Genomic DNA, 23,208 nt, shown 5'->3' on the forward strand with positions numbered 1-23,208 from the left:
AGCAGATATTAATTAGCCACGGAAATCTTCATGAGCAACTCGCAAAAGATACTTTGCATACATCCAGATGACAGCATGTTGGTCGCATTAGTCGATCTCGTGCCGGGCGAAGTCGTCGTATGGGAAGGCGAATCCGTCATCATCTGCACGGCGGTGAAGGGCAAGCATAAATTTGCGCGTAAAGCTTTTGCAGTAGGCGAGTTATTAGTGTTGTATGGCGTGCCTGTGGGCAAAGCTACCCAGCCGATCCGCCGTGGCGAGGCGGTCACCACTGAAAATTTGGAACATTACGCTGCCGAAGTCGAACTGGCAGATAGCGTTCCTTACCAATGGAGCGCGCCTGAAGTAAGCCGCTTTGATGGCCTCACTTTTCCGGGTGTGGTGCGCGCAGATGGTCGCGTCGGCACCGCTAATTATTGGCTGATTTTTCCACTGGTGTTCTGTGAAAATCGCAACGTTGAGCATCTACGCAATGCACTGGAAGGGCCACTCGGCTACACCAGCAACGATCTCGCTGCGTTCACCCTGTCATTGTTGGGCGAAGACATGGAAGCGCCCAAGCCGGTAGTGCGACCTTTTCCCAATCTGGACGGCGTGCGCATTATTACTCACGCTGGTGGTTGCGGCGGCACGCGTGCGGATGCTCGCTCACTGTGCAAGATTTTGGCCGCCTATGCGGATCATCCAAACGTAGCAGGCATTACCGTCTTCAGTCTCGGATGCCAGAACGCTCAAATCAAGATGTTTCAAGAGGCGCTGACACTGCAAAATCCGCACTTCGACAAGCCATGCCTGATCTACGAACAACAAGCCTGGGATAGCGAACAAGCCATGATGAAAGCTGTACTGCAAGACACGCTGAGCAATCTTAAGGCGGCCAACAATGTCTTGCGTCAGCCAGTACCGCTATCGCATTTGAAGATCGGCGTGAAATGTGGCGGTTCGGATGGTTTCTCCGGGATTTCCGCCAATCCGGTGATGGGTCAGGTATCGGACTTGGTCGTGGCGTTAGGCGGCTCATCGATTCTGGCCGAATTTCCGGAGCTGTGTGGGGTTGAAGCCAGTCTGATTGAACGCTGCGAAAGCGATGACGATAAGCGTCGCTTTCTCACTCTGATGCGTGATTTTGAAGCACGAGCCGAAGCGGTAGGCGCGCATTTTGCCGACAATCCTAGTCCCGGCAACATCCGCGATGGTTTGATTACTGACGCGATGAAGTCAGCGGGCGCGGCAAAAAAAGGCGGGACTTCTCCGATTATTTCGGTGTTGGATTATGGCGAGCAAACTGACAAGCCAGGCTTGGCTCTGCTGTGTACGCCGGGCGGCGATGTCGAATCGGTGACCGGCATAGTCGCCTCGGGCGCAAATGTGGTGTTGTTCTCAACCGGATTGGGTACGCCCACCGGTAACCCGATTGTGCCGGTACTAAAAATTTCAAGTAATAGCCGGATCGCAAACCGACTCACTGACATGATTGATTTTGATTGCGGCCCCGTTATCGACGGTGCACCCGTCCCGGAAATCGCGAATCAATTGCTCGATATGGTGGTGGCGGTAGCGGGCGGCGAATACAAGACAAAAGCCGACCGGCTGCAGCAATACGATTTCATTTTTTGGAAACGCGACATTTCGCTTTAAGACTTTGTAAGGTTTTTTAGGATTTTTTATGCAGCCACTACACCGCGACACGCCATTCTCTCTACCTATCAAATTTATCCAGTTTGGTGAAGGTAACTTCCTGCGTGCTTACATCGACTGGCAAATCGACCTGCTGAACGAACGCGTTGGCCTGAATGCTGGCGTAGTCGTAGTGCGACCACGCGGTCATACTGCCAAGCCATTGCTGGATGTGCAAGACGGTTTATTTACGACCCTGATACAGGGAATCGACGAGAAGGGCGGCGCAGTCAGGCAATACAGAAAGATCAGTTGCGTACAGCGCGAGATCAACGCTGTCACCATGTATGACGACTTTCTGGCATTAGCGCGTAACCCTGATACCAGATTTGTGGTGTCCAATACCACCGAGGCAGGCATCGTCACGAACGATACGGATGCATTGACCGATGCGCCGCCACTGTCCTTCCCTGCCAAATTAACGCAGTTGATGTTCGAACGTTTTCGACACTTCGATGGTGCACAAGACAAAGGCTGGGTCATTCTGCCCTGTGAACTGATCGATCATAATGGTCCCGCGCTGAAAGCTGCAGTGCTGCACTTTGCCGTGTTATGGAAACTCGACAGTCAATTTATTAATTGGTTAGAACAAGCGAATACTTTTTGCTCCACGCTGGTCGACCGCATCGTTAGTGGATTCCCTGAAAGTCAGATAGCCGATATCGAGACAGAACTTGGCTACAAGGATCAGTTTCTCGTTGCCGCAGAATATTATTATGTCTTCATTATTCAAGGCCCTGCGTGGCTGGCCGATGAACTGCGCTTAGCCGATGCCAATCTGAACATCAAACTAGTCGACGATATTGCCCCATACAAACAAATGAAAGTCGGCATCCTCAACGGCGGACATACCACGCTCGTCCCGGTCGCATTATTGGCCGGATTGACTTCTGTTTCGAAGGCAGTGAATCATCCAACGATCGGTGACTTCCTGATTGCCGCGCTCGATAATGAAATTATTCCTGCTCTACCGTTGCCGCACGACGAAATGGTGCAATTTGCTGCCGACGTGTTACGTCGCTTCCGTAATCCCTCTATCCATCACAAGCTGGAGTCTATCGCGCTTAATAGCTGGCCTAAGTTTGCAGCACGCGTGATGCCCCAAATACAAAGCTTTCACGCAATAACCGGCAAACTGCCGCAACGTCTGGTATTGGCGCTAGCGGCAACGCTGCTTCTATACCGGGGCGACGTGGTAATCCTATCCGACGATGCCGCTACTTTAACGTGGTTTCAGGACGCCTGGTCGCGCGTCAAGACGGGACAAGATACCACCAGGGATCTGGTCGGCCAGTGGCTTGCGAACACATCATTGTGGAACAGCGATTTGAATCAAATAGATGGTCTGACGAACGCAGTCGTCAGCGCGCTGGCATCGATTGAGCGCGATGGCATCCTTGCCACAATTAATGCAATTAACGTAGTTAACTAAATTTACACATTTTAGAGATTGACGGCGAAAGCTTAACAATCCGAAAACACCATTCCAGTTGGAATCATAGATAACAAAAAACAGGTGGGGACAAAATGAACAAAATTAAAGGCATGCGCTGGTGGATGGTTGGCATGGTCACGGCCGGACTAATCGTCAATTACTTGGCCAGAAATACGCTCTCGGTCGCAGCGCCGACCATGATGAAGGAATTGGATTTTACTACTCAGCAATATTCCTATGTGGTGGTCGCCTGGCAAATTTGTTATGCATTAATGCAGCCGATTGCCGGTTACATACTCGATACCGTCGGCACCAAAATTGGCTTTGCAGTCTTTGCAGTGGCATGGTCTTTAGCATGCGCCTCCGCAGCACTGGCGACCGGCTGGCAAAGTCTGGCGTTCCTGCGTGGATGTCTGGGTCTGGCTGAAGCCGCTGGTATCCCGGCTGGCGTCAAAGCGACCACCGAATGGTTTCCAGCCAAAGAACGTTCCATTGCAATCGGCTGGTTCAACATCGGTTCATCGGTCGGCGCTTTATGCGCACCACCGCTGGTCGTGTGGGCACTATTACATGGCAACTGGAAATGGGCCTTCATCATCGTCGGCGCCCTTGGAATCGTGTGGAGCTGCTTATGGATGTTGCTCTATAAGCACCCAAAAAATCAAAAACATCTCAGCGGTACTGAACGCGATTTTATCCTGCGCGGACAAGAAGCCAAGTACAACGAAAGCCACTCTAAAAAGGCCAGCTGGTCGCAAATTGTCCGCAATCGTAACTTTTGGTCAATCGCTATTCCGCGCTTCCTGTCGGAACCGGCATGGCAGACTTTTAACGCCTGGATTCCGTTATACATGGTCACGGTGCACCACATGAACTTGAAGGAAATTGCGATGTTTGCATGGTTACCATTCCTCGCGGCCGACATTGGTTGCGTATTGGGCGGTTACCTGAGTCCTTTCTTCCATAAATATGCAGGCGTCTCACTGTTCACATCACGCAAAATGGTGGTCGGCGTCGGTGCCTTGTGCATGATAGGACCAGCTTGTATCGGACTCGTTTCCAGTCCGTACATTGCCATCGCCTTGCTATGTGTAGGCGGCTTTGCACACCAGACCTTATCCGGCGCACTGTATGCCATCACGTCCGATGTATTTGGCAAGAACGAAGTAGCAACCGCCACTGGCATGGCCGGTATGTCAGGATATTTAGGTGCGACATTATTTACGCTCGTGTTCGGCATACTCGTTACGCAAGTCGGTTACGGGCCGCTTTTCGTGCTGTTGGCTGTATTCGATCTACTTGCGGTCGTCGTGCTGGTGCTACTGGCGCGTGAGCGTGCCTGTAGCGACGCTGGCACACCGATTGGCGCGCAGGTAGCACTCAATCCCTGATCAACATTTGGCGACGCCACGCGGTTATACTTTTGGAAATGGTGTCAAACTGGTAAATTTGGCGACTCTGGGTATCCGAGCGTTGAATCACTGCACACATCATTTCCATCTTATTGCTAAGCGAATCCAACTATGAACGCATCACAACCTGATCAGCAATCCACCGACGAGACGCCAATTAGCGCGGCACGGCGTGTCTACCGTTACCTGCGCCAACGCATCATCGACATGACACTGGTTCCGGGCGCGCGTCTGGTCGAACGCGATATCGCCGAAGAACTTGGTATCAGCCGCACGCCGGTGCATGAAGCGGTGCAACGATTAGCAGAAGAAGGGCTGATCGAAGTGGTGCCCCGCGTCGGCACTTTCGTTGCGCGTATTCCGCTAGACAGTCTGGAAGAAGCGATGTTGGTACGTTCCGCGCTGGAACTTGCAATCATCGAAAAGGCGGCACAACGCGCTACGAAGGATGGGGTCAGCCGCTTGCAAGCGATTCTTGACGCGCAAAGGGCCTGTATTGCGGCAAACGATAAAGCCGGTTTTCATCAGACCGATGAGGCTTTCCACGAGATGCTAGCGGAGCTGTCCGGCTTTCCCGGGGTATGGCCATTAATACTGCAAGCCAAAACCCAGATCGACCGCTACCGCCAGCTAACATTACCTTTGCAGGGTCGTATGGATGGCGTGCTGGTCGAGCATAGCGAAGTTGTGGCTGCGATTGCTGCGGGCAATCCGTCCAATGCGGTGTCAGCCATGCGCGATCATCTCGACCACGTACTGCCGTTGCTCGAAATAACCCGCAAGATGCGTCCGGAGTATTTTATTGCCAGCGCCAAACCAAAAGCTAATAAATTTTAGATTAACGTGAATTGGACTCAGGCAACATCAACGCCACGGCAACGATTGGTGATGTTTCAGAACACGCCTTCATCTTCCAACCGACAACCTGCCATCTGTCCGGGTAAATATAGATACCAATACGGCCGACGCACATATGGTTCGACCGTATCAGCAAAGCGGTATTGAAAACAACTGTCCTATTTTAGGCAGCCGGTAAATCATCCTCAATATAAGCACGCACGATATCGTCAAAGTTATCATCGCTGCTAAAGCCGAGAGCCGTTGCTCGGGTTGCGTCCCATGCACCGGGCCAACTGGAAATAATGCGATCTATGGACGGGTCATGTTTCCACTCCACGCGTTTGGCGACTTCTGATCCGGCGACGCGTTCCAACGCCCCAACCATCTCGCCAACAGTCACTGACACACCTGGTAAATTAATCGTGCGACGCGTACCGAGCGCTTCAGTAGTCAGCGTATAGCCATGAATCAGGCACGCGATGACCTTGCGTGGAGAAAGTAACCAAAGCCGCACTTCCGGGCCGACCGGACAGACCGTCGGCTCACCGTTAAGCGGCTCGCGAATGATACCGCTGGCAAATGATGATGCGGCCTTGTTCGGCTTGCCGGGACGCACACTGATTGTCGGCAACCGCAACACCCGACCATCGACATACCCTTTACGACTGTAGTCATTCAGCAATAGCTCGGCGATCGCTTTTTGTGCACCGTATGACGATTGCGGGTTAAGCGCAGTATTGTCTTGCACCACCGCTGGCAAGTCGCCGCCAAACACCGCCACCGAACTGGTAAATATCACACGCGGTTGATGACCACAAAGACGGCAGCGTTCCAACAACAGGCGCGACGCTTCAAGATTGATGCGCATGCCTAACTCAAAATCCGACTCAGCTTGTCCACTAACGATAGCCGCCAAGTGAAAAATAGCCGCAGTATCCGTCGTGATCGCCCGTTCCAGCAATGCGCTGTCGGCGATATCACCAGTGATTTGCGTGACCCGCGCATCGTCAAAACCGGTTGCGGCGACAATGTCGACCAGTACAATTTTGGTGATAGTCTGTAGCGCGCCCTTGCTATCTGGCAACGTTCCCTGCGCTAATAGCTGGCGCGCTAAGCGCTGTCCTAAAAATCCGGCTCCGCCGGTAATAACTACTTGCATGGAATACTTTCTAAAATGATAGATGTTTTAAAGTTCGTCTTGCAGCGCAATGATTCGCTTATTTTTGCGCTGGAAGTTGCTCTGGCAATTAGGCTTTTAGCCAGGGTTTAAGCCATCCCAAGCCTTCAGAGCTACCGGCTTTAGGGCGATACTCGCAACCGATCCAGCCGTCGTAACCCAACTGATCAATCAATGTAAATAAATAGGGATAATTAATTTCACCCAGGTCCGGCTCATGCCGATCAGGCACGCCCGCAATTTGAATGTGGCCGATTCCACCATGCGGCCGCACCATGTCGCGCTTTAATTTAACCGCAAGATCACCTTCTACGATCTGGCAGTGATACAGATCAAACTGTACGCGCAAATTATCCAGCCCAACCTCAGCGCAAATCGCTTGCGCATCATCCTGACGATTCAGAAAAAATCCAGGAATGTCGCGGCTATTGATCGGCTCGATCACCAGCGTGATGTTGTGTGGCGCAAGCTGCTGTGCCGCATACGCCAGATTGTCGATATACACGGCACGATGACGGGCGCGATCCTGTTCCGGGCCAATCAAGCCAGCCATCACATGCAGCTTATCGTTGCCTAATACACTGGCATATTTCAGCGCAGTATCAATGCTACGTCTAAACTCATCCTCACGCCCTGGTAGTGAGGCGATACCACGCTCACCCTTTGCCCAATCTCCCGGCGGTGCATTAAACAATGCCTGCGTAAGTCCATTGTCGTCCAAAAGGTCTTTTAATACAGCAGCAGCATAGTCATAGGGAAACAAAAATTCCACGGCTTTAAAACCATCTTTCGCAGCGGCCTTAAAGCGGTCTGGAAATTCGTGTTCGGTGTACATCATCGTTAGATTTGCGGCAAAACGTGGCATCGCGAAACTCCTTAAATATTTATTTCGGCAGCATGTCTATGCTGCCGAAATGTTATTACTTGCGCTATTACAGACGAACTATTTATTCACCATCTTAGGCGAAGTCAGATAGATGGAAATTGCCCCGACGACGAGCATTCCGGCCAGCATAAACATACCGGTTTCATTGCTATGTGTCGTATCTTTCAACCAACCGACCAAAAATGGACTGACGAATCCCGCCAGATTGCCGACCGAATTAATCACTGCAATACCGGCAGCCGCCGCTGTCCCCGACAAAAACGCCGTCGGCAAGGACCAAAACAAAGGCGAACACGTCAGCACACCCATTGCAGCCAATGATAAAAATGTGATGGCGATTACCGTGTTGTCCGCAGCCAGCGCTGATATAACGAACCCAACTGCGCCCAACAATGCCGGGATCATCAGATGCCAGCGACGCTCACGCAGACGGTCTGAACGACGCCCGATCAAAATCATCGCCACTACCGCGCACAAGAATGGAATCGCACTGATCAAACCAATATTTAGCGCGCCTTCCACACCAGAAGCCTTGACCAATGTTGGCAACCAGAACGTCAAACCATACTGACCCATAACGATGCAAAAATAGATCAGACACATATGCCAGATACGGGCATCTTTAAAAACACCGGCGGTAGATTTCGGGCTGACTTTACCTTTTTGGTCTTCAACGATTGCGGCTTCCAGAAAATCTTTCTCGTCCTCCGATAACCACTTCGCCTTGCGAATGCTGTTGTCCATTACAAAAAAAACAGCAATACCGATCAGGACCGCTGGAATTGCTTCGATCAGAAACATCCATTGCCAGCCATGCCATCCACTGGAACCGTGAAATGCTTGCATGATCCAGCCAGATAATGGGTTACCGAAAATGCCGGATAACGGAATCGCTGCCATGAAAGTCGCAACCACTTTGGCGCGCCGATGTGATGGGAACCAATAGGTCAGATACAGAATGATACCGGGATAAAATCCTGCTTCAGCCAGACCGAGCAGAAAACGTAAAACATAAAACTGCGTCGGCGTCTGGACAAAGACAAAGCATGCGGACAGCAATCCCCATGTAATCATAATGCGGGCAATCCATAACTTGGCGCCGACTTTGTGCATGATCAAATTACTTGGCAATTCAAACAAAAAATAGCCTAGAAAAAATATACCTGCGCCGAGGCCAAAAACGGTTTCACTGAATCCTAAATCGACCGACATCTGAAGCTTGGCAAAACCAATATTGACGCGATCCAGATAAGCGATCACGTAACACAACATAATAAATGGCACAAAGCGCCAGAATACTTTTTTGTACAATCCATCGGCGTCAATAACGCCCTTTTTTGGGACTATTGGCTTACCAGAACCGGCTGGTTTATTTGCCACATTTCCTGGGTTGATTGTTGATGACATCTTGTCTCCGTCTTGGTTTTTTAAAAAATCGTTCTATGCTGCACATTGTTTGAGTGACTGTTTTAGTCATTCTTTTGGTCATGCTTTTAGTCATGCTTTGGGTAACTGTTTATGTTACTTTCACCACCGTACGCCAAACGTCTGACAAAGATCGGCGATCTCGGCCTCATCCAATGCAAGCGGTTTTTCCTGCAACATCATCCACAAACGCGCCGTCTCTTCAAGTTCTTCCAAAGCCGCAGCGGCTTGCAAAATGCTGGTGTGCCATATCACAGGGCCCAGTCGTTCCAATAACACACCACGCACAGAGTTCGCCAATGTTGTGATCTGTTCGCCCACTTTAGGATGACCGGGACGGCAATACGAAATCAGCGGAATACGGCCTACTTTCATCACCTGATATGGGGTAATCGGCGGCAACACTGCGTCCTTACTCCACACACCCGCTAAAGTCAAGGCCACCAGATTGGTCGAGTGGGTATGTATCACGGACTGCGCTGTCGGATTGTTATCGTAGACTGCGCGATGCAATGTCAATGTTTTGGAAGGCTTATCGCCACTCACCCATTGCCCCGTTGCATCGACTTTGGCAATCAATGCGGGGTCCAGCATTCCAAGACATGCATCAGTCGGCGTGATTAACCATCCATCTTCTAATCTGGCACTGATATTTCCAGATGACCCAACGGTATAGTTGCGTTGAAATAGACTGGCCCCCACGCGACAAATTTCTTCGCGCAATGACTGCTCTTTAAGCGATGGTTTATTCGATAAGGCGTTCATTAGTTTGCAGCTCCCGAGCGCAATGCAATGCGTTCATCACCCAGTTGTCGTAAAGCTTTTTCAAAGAAATCAACGGTTCCAAAATTACCAGACTTAAGCGCCAATGCCAGCGGCACATCGCCGATTGAAGCAGTTGCCGGGACACCAGGATCAATCTGCTTGCCGATGCGCAGCGCAGTAACATTGAGTGCTTTGACGACTGCGCCCGAGGTTTCACCACCAGCGACGACAAAACGACGGACACCGAGAGCAAACAAACCGCTGGCAATCTCAGCCAGCGTGTCTTCAATCAATGCGCCTGCACGTTCAACGCCCAGTTCGGCTTGCACTTGCTTGACCTGCTCCGATGTCGTGGTCGCGTAGATTAGTGGCGCTTGATTGGAAAGATGCTCCTGCGCAAATGCCAACGCGTTTGCAACAACCGGCTCACCTCTTGCAACGGCTAACGCATCGATACGGAAGGCCGGATGCTTTTCTTTCCAGTGCCCGACTTGTGCATTAGTCGCCAGCGAAGCGCTACCGGCCAGCACCACCGACCAACCATCAATCGTCGGCAAAGCGCTTGCCTGCACATTTTGCGACGTGTTTAACAATCCGGCACGGACAAAATTGCCAGGTAAGCCAAGAGCGATACCAGAGCCGCCAGTGACTAACGGCAAACCCGCGCACGCCGCGCCAATTGCGTACAAATCGGCATTAACCAACGCATCCACAATAGCCATGCGCACCCCGCGCTGATGCAGCGAAGCCATTTCGGCCTGAATAGCTTCAACCCCTTGCGCCACGACCGGATAGCCAACCAGACCCACTGTGCCAGTGGTTTGCTGTTGCAGCACGCGCACCAGATTGGCGTCCGTCATCGGTGTCAACGGATGATTCTGCATGCCGGATTCGTTGAGTAGCTGATCATTGATAAACAAATGACCGCGATATAGCGTGCGTCCGGTCTCTGGAAATACTGGACAGGCAAGCGTAAAATCCGCGCCTAGCGCATCCAGTAAAGCATCGGTAACCTGCCCGATATTGCCTTGCGCTGTGGAGTCGAAAGTTGAACAGTATTTAAAGAAAAATTGACGACAGCCTTGCTTCTGCAACCAAGCCAGCGCCGCCAGCGACTCTGCCACGGCTTGATTAGCGGGAATCGTGCGAGATTTCAACGCCACCACAATGGCATCTACCTCGGTTGGTGCAACATCCGGTACACCGATGGTTTGCACAGTGCGCATTCCTTCGCGCACCAGCATATTTGCCAGATCGGTAGCGCCGGTAAAATCGTCGGCGATACAACCAAGAAGAGGTTGAGATATTTTGTTGGCTGGATTAGCTATGCTGGACATACGATTACTCCTTCGCAACCGGCAAGTTAATACCCGGGAAAATTTTAATCACGGCAGAATCATCCTCGCCGCCATAACCGGCGGTCGACGCCATCATAAACATCTGGTGTGCCGCCGCTGATAATGGCAAAGGGAATTTGCTGGCACGCGCGGTATCGAGGACCAAACCCAGATCCTTGACGAAAATATCAACTGCCGATAGCGGGGTATAGTCCGCTTTCAAAATATGGGGGACCCGGTTTTCAAACATCCAGGAATTGCCCGCGCTATTGGTGATGACTTCATACAACGCATCTGGATCAACGCCCTCGCGCATGCCCAGCGCCATCGCTTCGGCAGCCGCGGCGATGTGCACACCCGCCAGTAATTGATTAATCACTTTGACCTTCGAACCAATGCCGTGAGCATCGCCAAGGCGATAGACTTTCCCTGCAATCGCTGCCAGTACGGCTTCTGCTTTAGCATATGCCTCAGCCGGTCCAGATGTCATCATCGTCATTTCACCGGCATTGGCGCGCGCCGCTCCGCCTGATAAAGGACCGTCCAGCATCAATAACTGCAGTGCGGCCAGACGCTGGCCTAATGCGGCCGAGAAATCGGGCGCAACTGTCGCACTGGCAATCACCAGACTACCCGGCTTCATGGCTTCCGCAGCGCCGTTTTCACCAAAAAGCACTTGCTCGGTCTGGGCGGCATTAACAACCACGGTTATCACAACATCGCACTGCGCGCCTAGTTCGGCTGGCGTGGCGCAAGCGATCCCGCCTTCGCTGGAAAACTGTGCCAGCACTGGCGGACGAAGATCACATGCGTGCGTACGCAAACCGGCCCGTAACAACGAACGGGCAACGCCCAAACCCATGGCACCAAGGCCGATGACACCCACGTTTATGGTCATGATTTATCCTGTTTTAATAATGGTGTTAACGCTTACCGCACAACATTGAGCGGCATATTTTTTTGGTTTAATAAAATGCACTGAGTTTGTTTACAAACTTGACTTGAATAATTGCGTCGTGAGCTAGACAGCATCTACGATTTTTTTGACCTTAATCGAAGTAACATTTTTAACGCTGCTTTTCTTGATCACTCCGCCGGTTATCGCAGGCTTCGCACCCTGCGATAACCGGCGCGCCGCGTTAAACATATGTGTTTGCGCTGCATTTCGTGCACTGAGCGCATCACCAGCCGAGATTGCCGTCGCGATAGCGGCATGTTCCTCATAGACCTGACGCATGAAATCGGCATGCCGCGCTTCATTCGTACGGGTGATTTTTGTCGCCGCTTCGAGATACTGATTTAAGAAAGCCAACGTTTGGAGCAGGAAAGGATTACCCGTGGCTTCGGCGATGCTGCGGTGAAACATCACATCGGCCTTTACGCCATCACCGCCAGCCACGACATCTGCCTCAATTCCGCGCAATGCTGTTTCAATCGACTTAAGCTGGCGTGGCGTGCGACGAATGGCTGCCAACGCGGCAACCTCGGCGTCAATCGCCCGCCGTAACTCAACAATTTGCAGAACGGCATCGGCGGAGGATGCTTCATCAAACTGAATGCGCAATGGGCGTAAATGGCCTTGTTCACTGACATACACGCCGCTGCCCTGACGTGGTTCGACCGCGCCCTCATTCTTCAATCGCGAAATAGCTTCCCGAACGACGGTGCGGCTGACGCCATATTCTTCAGAAAGTACTGGCTCAGTCGGCAGTTTTGCGCCTGGACCATATTCGCCGCTTTGAATTTTTTGAAGTAATTCCTGCGCGACGGTATCGCTCAGTGATGCGCGATTGGCAGCTAGTTTTTTGAACATAAGGTCTCGTTATTTTCTAATTATTAACTCATTATTTCGATGAATTAGTTTATCGATTTTTCATAATGTGACCATATCATCATATGACTTTGAATAAAAATCAAGCATCAAAATAAAATTTTTATACCTGCTGGCGCAATCATGGCTTCCGAGAAACACTTTAAAGACTTATGCAGTTATTACTACGTGCGCAATATAGTCCAATCGGACGATACTCCTACGCAACTTTCATCGGTACATTGACCCAAACTGCACAAACTTGCCTCTACAAGACAACAGTTTGTGAAAAATTAAACAGGTCATCCATCCTGAATGTGTTCATTAGTCAATCTACTGCGGCTCAAATTCGACTATGCCGACTATAAAAGAGCCGTTCGCACCGACGTGCAAACTTTCGGCTTGGATTACCAGCAAAGGTGTCGTCCAGCAGAGGTTTTCACAGCGACAAGCAACGGGTATCTGACAAAAAATAATAAGGAGACAAAATGCAATTACTTTATAAAAAATCAATCATCGTCAGCTGTGTCCTGGCCACTCTGGCATTGAGCGGTTGCGGCAGCACTGGTTCCGTCGCTTCAAATTCAGGCTCGGGCGGTTCCACTTCAGGAACCGCTGTGCCTGCGGCCGCACCAGTCAATCAAACCGCGACCGCAGTCAGCCAGACCGGCTCTACCATTTCTGATGCGGGCAATCTGATTGGCACGACACCTTTGCCGATTCCAGGGATCGCTACAACCCAAAAAGATCTTGGGGCTACAGTGTCTAGCAGCGGCAATATAGTCACCGCTCTCGGCAATGGCGTCAGCAGTGGGTTGGGCCAAATGGGAACCAACCCAAATTCGGTCGGCACCACGGTTGCCAGCACAGGGAACGTCATCAGTGCAACTGGCATCACAGTAGGAAACGTCGGTCAGTTAGCGACCGACTCAGGTGCGGCTGGTAGCCCATTGCAGCCGCTGAGTCCCCTCACAGGACCAGTCGGATCCGCTCTGAGTAACGCGGGTGTATCGATTAATAGTGCTGGTCAGCTGGCTGCTTTGTCGCTCGCTACGGGCCCGGTAGAGCAGATTACCCAATCAATAAGCAGCACCATCACGCCACTTGGGGCAACCATCTCCAGCACTACTTTAACAGTGGGTCAAACTACCGGTTTGGGTCAACCAGTCGCAGGGTTAATCACGACCATCGGCAACGGTATTGGTGGTGCTGGCACACAAGTTGGAGCGAGTTCCAGCAATGTCCTGGTGCAGGATGTGGGTGGCATCGTTACAACAGTTGGTGGCATCATAAATAGCACGACCGGTCTATTGCTCTCCCCCGGCACGACGAATAATGCATCCGGCAGTGCATCGAGCAGTCCGTTGGATCCACTTAAATCAGTCACCTCAATCGGTGCGACCGGCAGCAGCAGTGGTAGTCCACTGGCACCTGTTACCAATCTATTGGCCGGCGCATCTGGTTCGGCATCCACTAGCAATCCGGTAGCGCCGGCCACTAACCTTGCCACTGCCCTCGCTCCCTTATTGAGTAGTGCATCGGCCGCTGGCTCTGCGTCCACCAGCAGCCCGTTAATGCCCGTGACTGGATTATTGGGCGGTGTAGGTAAGGCGCATTAAAACTATTGAGCGAAACACGCACTCCCTGCAAAGTCTTCACCCTGCGAAAGCTGGAGGCTTTGCAACTCGTCAACGAGATGACGCTAGGCGGCAACTCAGCACAAACATAAAAATATCCGGAGACATATAAAATGAAAGTAAGTCATTGCCTTGCTGCTTTAACATTCATTCTGATTTCGAGCATGGCAGCAGCGCAAAAAGCTGGTGATACCGTGGTCAATGTCGGTGGGCTTTACATTAACAACTCCAAAAGTAGTAGCACGCCGCTGCATACTGATCTGGGCGTGTCCTTATTGACCCAAACCACCCTGCTGCCGCAAAAATTCGACTCGCCGGGTACGAACCTCAGGGTAGGTAATGCGGTCACGCCGCTATTGACGGTCACGCATTTTGTCACCGACCATTTCGCCATCACGAATGTTGCTGGTTTGCCGCCAAGCTTTAATATTTATGGCAGTGGCAAGGTGACTACGCCCGGCGCTCTTGGCGCTGCGGTGCCTCCGGTCGTACTCAACCAACCTGGAAATGCTCCTCTGGCAAGCGTATTGCAATGGAGTCCCACACTGCTATTTCAATACTATTTCCGCGATCCAAAAGCGACTTTCCGTCCTTATCTGGGCGCTGGTGTTAGCTATAACTTCTTTACCCACGTCAAACTCAACGACAACTTCAATCAGGAACTGAAAAACACGGGCGGTTATCTTGCCTTCGCCTCCACAGGCAGTAATGCAACCACAATCCAAGCCAAAGCGACTTCGTCGTTCAGACCGGTATTAAACGGCGGTCTGAACATTAATTTTGACGACAACTGGTCTGGCAACCTCGGCGTATCGTATCTTCCTCTGCAAACAGATTCGATCATTACGGTTAAAGACAAGAATGGCAATACCGTCTTGACCAGTACTGCAAGACTGAATATCCCCGCCATCGCCACCAACTTTACGCTCGGCTATAAGTTTTAAGGTACCGTAACTGTTGACGCAGGTCGGACGGCTAAAGTAGTCCGACCTGCACCTTTCGCTCCAGAAAACAACACTGCGTCCTCGTCAATATCTAAAAATATGACGACGCTGCACGTAATACCTTCGTAGGTCTTCCTCTTATCTCACGCTTAACAATCCGTTTACAACCATCGGTTGCCCCACAAGCACCATTGAAGAGCATCACAACTCATCCTTCCGTCCAGATGCCACCAGTTAACTGGTCATTTACCGCATTTTTTAAAAACATAAAATAGCTTTTAAGCACATTTCCTTGAGGAAATTCTGCGATAGAATCAGCATTGATTCACGAAAATTGAATCGAAAACCATGAATTGCGCCCGACAAGTGCGCGTATTTTTTGGACTAGCCAGAAGCAACTACCTTCGCCCGGTTATCCAATAGATTGCCCGTGAAGTTGAGATGATAGAAATGAGAAGCTTCAATGAAAAAAATGTTTCTCAAATGTAATTTGACATTACCCTGGGATGTTGCAACTCACGGTGCAACTGCGACCGCAACTCAGTCAACCGATATAAATTGCCCTACGCCAACTTTTTCCCCGCCAAAAAAAATCATCAAACAAACTAGCAATCCTCCCAATCGGATTAATAGCAGCAACAACAGTTCGAAAATCACATCATCAAATAGCATAAAAAACGGTGCTGACATGACCGAAAAAGCAATCGGTGCGCGACATTTTCCGCCATCCAAAATTAGTCCACCTGCGAACTCTCTTCTTCTCATAACACGTCAGCAAGTCGTTGACCGACTGCTTCGCGCAGACACTGCGAAGCTGATGGTTATTGATGCGCCCGCCGGTTTCGGAAAGACGACCTTATTACGCTCTCTGCATCATTTTTTAACAGCCGAAGATAAGGCGGTCGCCTGGTTGACGTTGGATGTGGGTGACAACGATATTGATCAACTGACGCTCAACCTGGCACAAGCGCTGGAAAAAATGCTTCTTACCGCCAGCATTTTTGCCACTATATTTGCGGATGAAGCATCCGTCCATTCGCGTAAACAGTCACCTCCGGGCGTATTGGATACGGTGGTCGCCAGCGCACTGCCGTTTGTACTAATACTTGACGAATTCGAGACGTTACGCAACTCTGCAGTGATGTCCTTGATACAGCAAACTATTGAAACATTGGGAGCGGGACAACAAATCATTATTGGTTCGCGCGGAAGGCCGCTATTAAATCTGGCGCGGTTGCGCGCCCGTCAGCAATTGCTGGAATGCGATGCTACACACCTACGATTTAGTCTGAAAGAAACCATCGAATTTTTGCGCGATAAACGCCATTTAAAACTCGCCGATCAAGAGTTAAAACAACTCCATACCATTACCGATGGATGGCCTGCCGCATTATGGTTATCATCGTTAGCGCTTGAAAACAATCCTGATCCGCGCCAATTTGTGCAGACGTTTTCGGGTTCGAATAACACCATCGCGACCTATCTGGCAGAAGATGTACTGTCTCAAAAACCGGAATATTTGCAAACGTTCATCCTGCAAACCAGCGTCCTTGATCAATTTTGTATCGAAAGCTGTAACGCCGTCACAGGCCGAACTGACAGCCAACAATTATTGGAAGAAATCGAGCATTCCAATATGTTTATTTCACCGCTTGATGAGCAGCGAAAGTGGTTCAGCTATCACCCGCTTTTTGCCACGTTTTTGCGTTCTCAATTGGAGCAAAAATATCCTGGCTTATCGCGCACTTTGCATCGACGTGCAGCGGGTTGGTATCTAGAGCAGAATCGACCAATACCTGCCATTGATCACGCAGTTTTATCATGGGATAAAACGCTGGTACTGGAATTGCTCGAACAAAAAGCAGAATCGTTATTGCTACAAGGCCGGGTCCGTTTACTGGCGCGCTGGTTCGATACATTGAAAGGCCAAAGCATCGATGACAATCCAAAATTAATCTTCGTTTATGCCTGGGTACTGATACATACCAATCGCAGCGGTGAGGCATTAGCGTTGCAGGAGTCAATGGGCAGCGACAGCATTGACGATTGTAATGCTGCTTCTGGCAAGCGAATGTCTTATCCCGCATCAATGGCGCTGCGCACATTCAGCCTTGTGATGCTGGATCGGATTGAAGAAACTGCCCCGATTTGGGAGGGTGCGTATGGCCTCGAAAATGAAGCTTATGCGCCTTTTTTGCAAACGATGCTGATGATCGGTTGCGCCTACTATTACGCGACCATTGGGCGCTATCAGGAAGCGCGGCAGGCACTTGATCGGGTGACGCAGCAGTATTCAACCGGCAGATCGTTATTTGGCGGGGCAGTCGCAGGCTATATGAATAGCATGCTCGATATGCTACAGGGAAAATTTCGCTCAGCGGCTGCGCGGCTGCATCGCTTAATCGGTGAGCCCTCACCTCCGGTCGTGGCACGAGTCGGTGCTGATAGTGGATTTTCCAGTATCTATCTGGCCGAAATTTACTATGAAACCGGACTGCTGGATGCGGCCAAACGTCTATTAAAAATGTACCTTCCGCTGGTCAAAGAAGCGGGCATGCCAGATCACCTGATCGCCAGCCATTTGATTTATGCGCGTATTCTGCGTGCAGAAGGAAATATTAACGACGCCCTGCAAACCCTATTTGATATGGAGCATCTCGGATTACAGCGCGGATTATCACGTTTGGTTGAGATGGCCCGTATAGAGCGCGCCCGCGGTGCGATGCTTGATCGCGATGTCGTCACCGCAAAAGACATGCTGGCGTTAATCAAACCAACGTCGGTCAGCAACCATCCTGATTTTCAACCGATCGCAAATGATATCGACAGTCCAACGCTGGCACTGTTGCGATTGAAGATATATACCGGACAAGCACTCGCTGCCGTTCCGCTGCTAAAAGTCCATTTGGAAGATGCCTCGCGTCGCGGTCGCGTGCGTTATGCGCTTCGTACCAAGGTGCTTTATGCTTTGGCGTTAGACCATGCAAAACAACGTGACCTCGCTTTAGCGATACTGGCGGAAGCTTTGCACGAAGCACTGGCAGAAAATTTTGTGCGTATATTTCAAGACGAAGGTCCTGCACTTTTGACGCTGATCGAAGAGCTGCTGGACGCCCTGCAAAACAGATCACAGGGCAAATCACATACCGGCTTTGCTGATAAACGCAACCAGACGGCACTGCGTTTATTCGCAGAAAAAATCATCGACTCCTACGATCACACGCACGTTGCTGTCAACGACGAAACATCTAAACAACGCGTTGCCATCGCAGAGGGCGGGGACCGAACCGAGAACCTGCGACCGCGCACCGCCAAAAATAGCGGCGACGTAACAGAGCGCGAGCGCGATGTTTTGCTTTTACTCGCAAAAGGCCATGGCAATCAGGTCATCGCCGAAAAGCTGTTTGTCTCCGTGACGACTGTGCGCACGCATTTGCGCAACATTAATCTGAAGCTTGACGCCCATAACCGCACCGAAGCGATTGCCATTGCCCGCAAACGCGCCATTATTCGGTAATATTTTCGGTAGCGCCCGTCACTCTTGCGGAATCGTCCTTACGCAGTCGATAAGAAAAATTTCTTTGAAAAATCACACTATGCTAGGAAGATGCGAGAAAACCGATACCGCGTCGTTTTACAAACAGGAATAAGGACGCCTATGAAACGAACACCTTGCCTGGTTGCCTCCGGTTTTAACTGCACTCGCCTACGATCACTCCCTAGATCCCTATACGCAGGAAAAAATCAATCGTTCTTTACCAAATTTTTTAGCAGATCTTCGATCTCGCGGCCGGTTTTTTCGATGTGTATCCTGAGGAATTTCTCTACCTCAGCCACATTTTTTTCTCGGCATAGCACAAGAATTTTTCTGTGATCGTCCTGCGATTCCCTCTTGTAACCGGTCTTATTCCATAAAAGCCGCAAGTATGGCTCGAGACTAGCTCTTAAACGGTCAAGGATTGCCGTCGTGCGTGGACGATTAGCTTTTCCATAAAGACACTTATGGAAAACGACGTTCAGCGAAATCAGATCGTCGATATCGCGCGCCTGCTCAAGCTGCTTAATCGTCGCTTCTGCCATTTCAAAGTCTTGCGCATTCAACGACGACATGGCCGCCTTGATTAGACTTCCCTCCAAGGTGGCGCGCAAGTCGGTGATTTCGGCCACATCCTCTGGTGACAATGAATACACCACAGCACCGCGCCGTGGCGTCACCGACACCAGTCCTTCGTGTTCCAGAATACGTAATGCTTCGCGGACCGTGACTTGGCTTACTGCGAACTGCTTCGCAATGGCATCCTGCCGCAATGGTTCGCCGCCCTTAAGCACGCCTTTCAGGATCGCATCGCGCAATGCGTCGGCAATCGACGCAGTTGCAGGTTGCCGATTGGCAATGACGCCCTGTGCAAATGATTCAAGTATTTTCATATTCACCTCGTGGTCGACATTCTAACAAATTTATTTGACATAATCGATTATCGATACTAATATTCCCAATTATAAATTATCGATTATCGATTATTCAAGAGGACCACATGAAGCTAGACCTAACCCAATTCGACGCCCTGACGTTTGATGTCTACGGTACTTTGATCGACTGGGAACCCACGATCATCTCAATGTTTCACAGCACGGCAGACCAATACGGCGTCACGCTCCCGAACGAGCAATTATTGATGGAATTCGACAAGGCACGGGCAGCGCTGCAGAAACAGCGTCCCGCCTTGCTTTATCCGGACGTGCTCCGCGCTGCGTACGGCCAGTTCTGCCGTAAATACGATATTCCGGAGAACGTCCAAGAGCGCGAGGTGTGCGCCAACTCCGTGATGTTATGGCCGACATTCACCGATACGCGGGATTCATTGGCTCATCTGCAGAAGCACTTTAAGATCGGTCTACTTAGTAATATTGACAATTCATCAATCCAATTCTCCGAACGTAAATTGGGAATAAAGGCCGACGTTATCGTTACAGCCGAGAGCGTCAACGCATACAAACCGGATCACGCGCATTTTCAGGCAGCATTCGAGACCTTCGCCGCAATGGGTATTCCAAAAGAAAGAATTCTGCACGTTGGCCAGAGTTTGCGTGCCGACGTCATTCCCGCGAACCAGCTCGGGCTGTCCAGCGTCTGGATCAAACGTCCGGGACGCAGTCTCGGCTCGCGTCCTGAAGATGCTATTGGCGCCAAGCCGGATCTCAGTTTTGACTCGATGCAGGAATTCGTTCTGTATCACCAAGCACACTTGGCACTTGCCTGATCGCATTCAATTTCTTTTTAAGGTAGGAGAACGCCATGAGCAGTAACAACACAGAATCCAAAGCCTGGGTCCACTTTGCAGCGTGTATTGCAATAGTGGCTGGTCTTTTTTGTAGTGACGCCAACGCGCAAATGGCCGACTCAACCGTTGCACGCATAAAGGCCACGAACAAAGTGAAGATAGGCGTTCGCGATTTCAGCGTGCCACTCTCTTACTTGGACGAGAATCAAAAGCAGACCGGCTACACAGTTGAGTTGTGCGCTGCCGTGGTCGCATCCTTGAAGAAGGAATTAAATCTCCCGTCTCTCGAAGTTGTCATGCTATCAGTGGATCTTTCAACACGGATTCCTCTGATTCAAAACGGAATGATCGACATGGAATGCGGCTCTACCGTCAACACACTTGCGCGTCAGAAACAGGTCGAATTCTCTTACGTTATAGCGATTGCTTCCGACCAGCTTCTGGTTAAGGCTTCTTCGCCCATCAAAGAGCTGGAAGATCTAGCAGGAAAGGTGGTTGCGTTGCCGAGCGCCTCCACCAGTTTGGCATCCATAATAGCCATTAACATTAAGAAACACCTGAACATGCGTTTGATGTACACACGCGATCAGGCGGAAGGATTTCTCGCGGTACAGACCGGTCGCGCCGATGCCTACATCACGGATAACACGATCCTCTACGGACTTCGAAAAGCAGCGAGGAATCCAGCCGAATTTCGTATAACCGGACGTCCTCTATCCTATCTGCCTTACGGGATCATGATTGCCAAGAACAACTCTACCTTGCTGGCCATTGTAAATCGTACGATTTCGGAGAAATTCCGCAACGGCGACGGGAAAACGATGTACGAAAAATGGTTCGGCCCATTGAACATGCCACTCTCGCCACTATCCAAGGCATCCTTCGAACTAAATGCCATCCCTGATTGAATTTCAAAATTTCACAGTGCTGTCACTCCATGCGAAGGAATGCAGCATTTAAACGACAGAAATCCTATTCAAAGAGACATTCCATGCTTGCTCTACAACCCAATTCGAGTATTCAACATTCTTTACTCGGAGAAATTTCGGTGCCTGTCTTTCATGATGTTGAACGGGCTGCGCTGCGTATCAAGGCCTATGTACACCGGACTCCTTTGCTGCGTTCTTCCCTTCTCGATGAAATCGCAAATGCCCAAGTCTGGCTGAAAGCAGAAAACCTGCAGGTCACTGGTTCGTTCAAGGCACGTGGCGCATTCAATGCACTGCTGAACATGTCTCCAGAGCAGATATCACGAGGCGTCATCGCCTATTCGACGGGCAATCACGGGCAGGCAATTGCCTGGGCGGCACGGCAACTCAACACAAAATCAACAATCATTATGCCATTCGACGCTCCAAAAAATAAAATCCTTGGTGCGTCGAAACACGGCGCCGAGGTCAAACTATATGACCGTCGCCATGAAAGCCGCGAGGCCATCGGCATAAAAATAGTAGAAGAAACCGGAGGGACCCTGATTCCACCGGGAGATCACCCCGACGTGCTGGCCGGACAAGGAACGGTCATCCTTGAAGCGCTCGCAGACTTCCAGCGCGAAATTGGCGAAAACCTAGGGAACTTTATCACTCCTTTTGGCGGTGGCGGCCTTGCCGCAGGCAGTAGCCTGGTACTCAATCAGTTGTCGCCATCGACCCGTATCTTCACCGTTGAACCAGCAGGCTTCGACGATATGGCACGCTCACTGTCAAGTGGTCGTCGTGAAAGCAATCCTGCCAGAAGCCAATCGATTTGCGATGCCCTGCAAGCGGTGACTCCCGCCGAGTTGCCTTATGAAATTAACCGACGTTTTATGACCGGAGCAGTCGTCGTAAGCGACGAAGAAGTTATCATAGCGATCCGTTTCGCGCTGGAGCAACTTCATGTTGTGGTCGAACCTGGCGGTTGTGTTGCGCTTGCTGCAATCCTCTCAGGAAAGTTGCCTCTTAATGGCGAAAATACGATACTTGTCCTGTCGGGAGGCAATATTGATATGCCTCTGCTGGAAGGCATGCTGCGTTAAATCCAATATCGTCGCAAACCGCGATGTGCCAGTATCGCCCGCCGGTTCTTACCGCCGAAAATACCCGTCACATGACAACCAAATATTTTAAAATCAAGGATTATGATGAAATCATTTTTTCACTTCGCATATCATGTACACGATCTAAATATCGCTCGTCATTTCTACTGCAATTTACTCGGATGCAAGGAAGGGCGAAGTGCTGATACATGGATCGACATCGATTTTTTCGGCCATCAGCTTTCGCTGCATCTGGGCAAGCCGTTCGAGGTAACGAATACCGGAAAAGTAGGTCAGCATATGGTACCGATGCCACATTTTGGCGTCATCTTGCAAATGGATGACTGGCATAAACTTGCTGACGCACTGTCTGAAAGTGCAGAGGTTCAATTCGTGATACCACCGAATATTCGGTTTCCTGGTGAGGCCGGTGAGCAGGCAACCATGTTTTTTGTGGACCCATCCGGCAATCCTATCGAAGTGAAAGGATTTGCGGACTGCGCGCAGATTTACGAAAAATGAGTCCAGGACAAGCCTCTAATTGTGCCCAGATAAGAATTAATA

Annotated in this window: 19 protein-coding genes; 11 read left to right on the top strand and 8 right to left on the bottom strand. The window is 50.6% G+C overall.

Features of this window, described 5'->3' with window-relative positions:
- Positions 1 to 30 precede the first annotated feature (30 nt).
- From ACXX82_RS06160 to ACXX82_RS06175, 4 genes are all read left to right on the top strand, one after another.
- Complete coding sequence (locus ACXX82_RS06160) at positions 31 to 1,638, top strand: UxaA family hydrolase (protein ID WP_323505963.1); 1,608 nt, start codon at positions 31 to 33, stop codon at positions 1,636 to 1,638.
- A gap of 28 nt (positions 1,639 to 1,666) precedes the next feature.
- Positions 1,667 to 3,109 carry a tagaturonate reductase gene (locus tag ACXX82_RS06165; protein WP_458562614.1) on the top strand — a complete coding sequence of 481 codons (1,443 nt, stop codon included), beginning with the start codon at positions 1,667 to 1,669 and terminating at the stop codon, positions 3,107 to 3,109.
- 95 nt (positions 3,110 to 3,204) lie between these two features.
- Positions 3,205 to 4,503, top strand: a complete 1,299-nt coding sequence (locus ACXX82_RS06170; protein ID WP_322232804.1) for an MFS transporter — start codon at positions 3,205 to 3,207, stop codon at positions 4,501 to 4,503.
- Positions 4,504 to 4,635: 132 nt separating this feature from the next.
- Positions 4,636 to 5,361 (top strand): GntR family transcriptional regulator, encoded by a 726-nt coding sequence (locus tag ACXX82_RS06175; RefSeq protein ID WP_458562615.1) that lies wholly within the window; start codon positions 4,636 to 4,638, stop codon positions 5,359 to 5,361.
- A 184-nt stretch (positions 5,362 to 5,545) separates the two neighbouring features.
- Here ACXX82_RS06175 and denD read toward each other — a convergent pair whose 3' ends face one another.
- The 7 genes from denD to ACXX82_RS06210 form a co-directional block, all read right to left on the bottom strand.
- The gene (denD, locus tag ACXX82_RS06180; RefSeq protein WP_458562616.1) at positions 5,546 to 6,523 is read right to left on the bottom strand and encodes a D-erythronate dehydrogenase; all 978 of its coding nucleotides are present in this window, start codon (positions 6,521 to 6,523) and stop codon (positions 5,546 to 5,548) included.
- 88 nt (positions 6,524 to 6,611) lie between these two features.
- Entirely contained in the window at positions 6,612 to 7,406 is a 795-nt protein-coding gene (gene otnI, locus ACXX82_RS06185; RefSeq protein ID WP_458562617.1) for a 2-oxo-tetronate isomerase, read from the bottom strand.
- A 78-nt stretch (positions 7,407 to 7,484) separates the two neighbouring features.
- Positions 7,485 to 8,834, bottom strand: coding sequence for an MFS transporter (locus tag ACXX82_RS06190; RefSeq protein ID WP_322232812.1), 1,350 nt, complete (start codon positions 8,832 to 8,834; stop codon positions 7,485 to 7,487).
- A gap of 120 nt (positions 8,835 to 8,954) precedes the next feature.
- Complete coding sequence (gene otnC, locus ACXX82_RS06195; protein ID WP_322232813.1) at positions 8,955 to 9,617, bottom strand: 3-oxo-tetronate 4-phosphate decarboxylase; 663 nt, start codon at positions 9,615 to 9,617, stop codon at positions 8,955 to 8,957.
- The gene (otnK, locus tag ACXX82_RS06200) at positions 9,617 to 10,954 is read right to left on the bottom strand and encodes a 3-oxo-tetronate kinase (protein ID WP_322232815.1); all 1,338 of its coding nucleotides are present in this window, start codon (positions 10,952 to 10,954) and stop codon (positions 9,617 to 9,619) included. Before otnK ends, otnC begins: the two co-directional genes overlap by 1 nt.
- Before the next feature lie 4 nt (positions 10,955 to 10,958).
- Positions 10,959 to 11,852 carry an L-threonate dehydrogenase gene (ltnD, locus tag ACXX82_RS06205; protein WP_322232818.1) on the bottom strand — a complete coding sequence of 298 codons (894 nt, stop codon included), beginning with the start codon at positions 11,850 to 11,852 and terminating at the stop codon, positions 10,959 to 10,961.
- Positions 11,853 to 11,975: 123 nt separating this feature from the next.
- Positions 11,976 to 12,767 (bottom strand): FadR/GntR family transcriptional regulator, encoded by a 792-nt coding sequence (locus tag ACXX82_RS06210; protein WP_322232820.1) that lies wholly within the window; start codon positions 12,765 to 12,767, stop codon positions 11,976 to 11,978.
- Positions 12,768 to 13,252: 485 nt separating this feature from the next.
- On the opposite strand from ACXX82_RS06210, the gene ACXX82_RS06215 reads away from it, so the two are divergent.
- The 3 genes from ACXX82_RS06215 to ACXX82_RS06225 all read left to right on the top strand — a co-directional run bounded on the left by ACXX82_RS06215 (position 13,253) and on the right by ACXX82_RS06225 (position 18,862).
- On the top strand, positions 13,253 to 14,383 hold the full coding sequence (locus ACXX82_RS06215; RefSeq protein ID WP_458562618.1) for a collagen-like triple helix repeat-containing protein: 1,131 nt from the start codon (positions 13,253 to 13,255) through the stop codon (positions 14,381 to 14,383).
- A gap of 131 nt (positions 14,384 to 14,514) precedes the next feature.
- Positions 14,515 to 15,345 carry an OmpW/AlkL family protein gene (locus ACXX82_RS06220; RefSeq protein ID WP_322232824.1) on the top strand — a complete coding sequence of 277 codons (831 nt, stop codon included), beginning with the start codon at positions 14,515 to 14,517 and terminating at the stop codon, positions 15,343 to 15,345.
- A gap of 688 nt (positions 15,346 to 16,033) precedes the next feature.
- Positions 16,034 to 18,862 carry a winged helix-turn-helix domain-containing protein gene (locus ACXX82_RS06225; RefSeq protein ID WP_458562619.1) on the top strand — a complete coding sequence of 943 codons (2,829 nt, stop codon included), beginning with the start codon at positions 16,034 to 16,036 and terminating at the stop codon, positions 18,860 to 18,862.
- A gap of 227 nt (positions 18,863 to 19,089) precedes the next feature.
- On the opposite strand, the gene ACXX82_RS06230 is transcribed toward ACXX82_RS06225, so the two are convergent.
- A complete protein-coding gene (locus tag ACXX82_RS06230; RefSeq protein ID WP_322232828.1) occupies positions 19,090 to 19,773 on the bottom strand; it encodes a GntR family transcriptional regulator in 684 nt (227 codons plus the stop codon).
- A gap of 107 nt (positions 19,774 to 19,880) precedes the next feature.
- Between ACXX82_RS06230 and ACXX82_RS06235 the strand changes: the two genes are divergently transcribed.
- The 4 genes from ACXX82_RS06235 (at position 19,881) to ACXX82_RS06250 (ending at position 23,166) form a co-directional block, all read left to right on the top strand.
- Entirely contained in the window at positions 19,881 to 20,606 is a 726-nt protein-coding gene (locus ACXX82_RS06235; protein WP_322232829.1) for an HAD hydrolase-like protein, read from the top strand.
- 35 nt (positions 20,607 to 20,641) lie between these two features.
- Positions 20,642 to 21,535, top strand: coding sequence for an amino acid ABC transporter substrate-binding protein (locus ACXX82_RS06240; protein ID WP_458562620.1), 894 nt, complete (start codon positions 20,642 to 20,644; stop codon positions 21,533 to 21,535).
- 83 nt (positions 21,536 to 21,618) lie between these two features.
- Positions 21,619 to 22,644: a threonine ammonia-lyase gene (locus tag ACXX82_RS06245; protein ID WP_323505953.1), complete on the top strand. Its 1,026-nt coding sequence runs from the start codon at positions 21,619 to 21,621 to the stop codon at positions 22,642 to 22,644.
- A gap of 105 nt (positions 22,645 to 22,749) precedes the next feature.
- A complete protein-coding gene (locus tag ACXX82_RS06250; RefSeq protein ID WP_323505952.1) occupies positions 22,750 to 23,166 on the top strand; it encodes a VOC family protein in 417 nt (138 codons plus the stop codon).
- Positions 23,167 to 23,208: the final 42 nt, after the last annotated feature.

It is taken from the genome of Glaciimonas sp. GNP009, assembly GCF_054343755.1.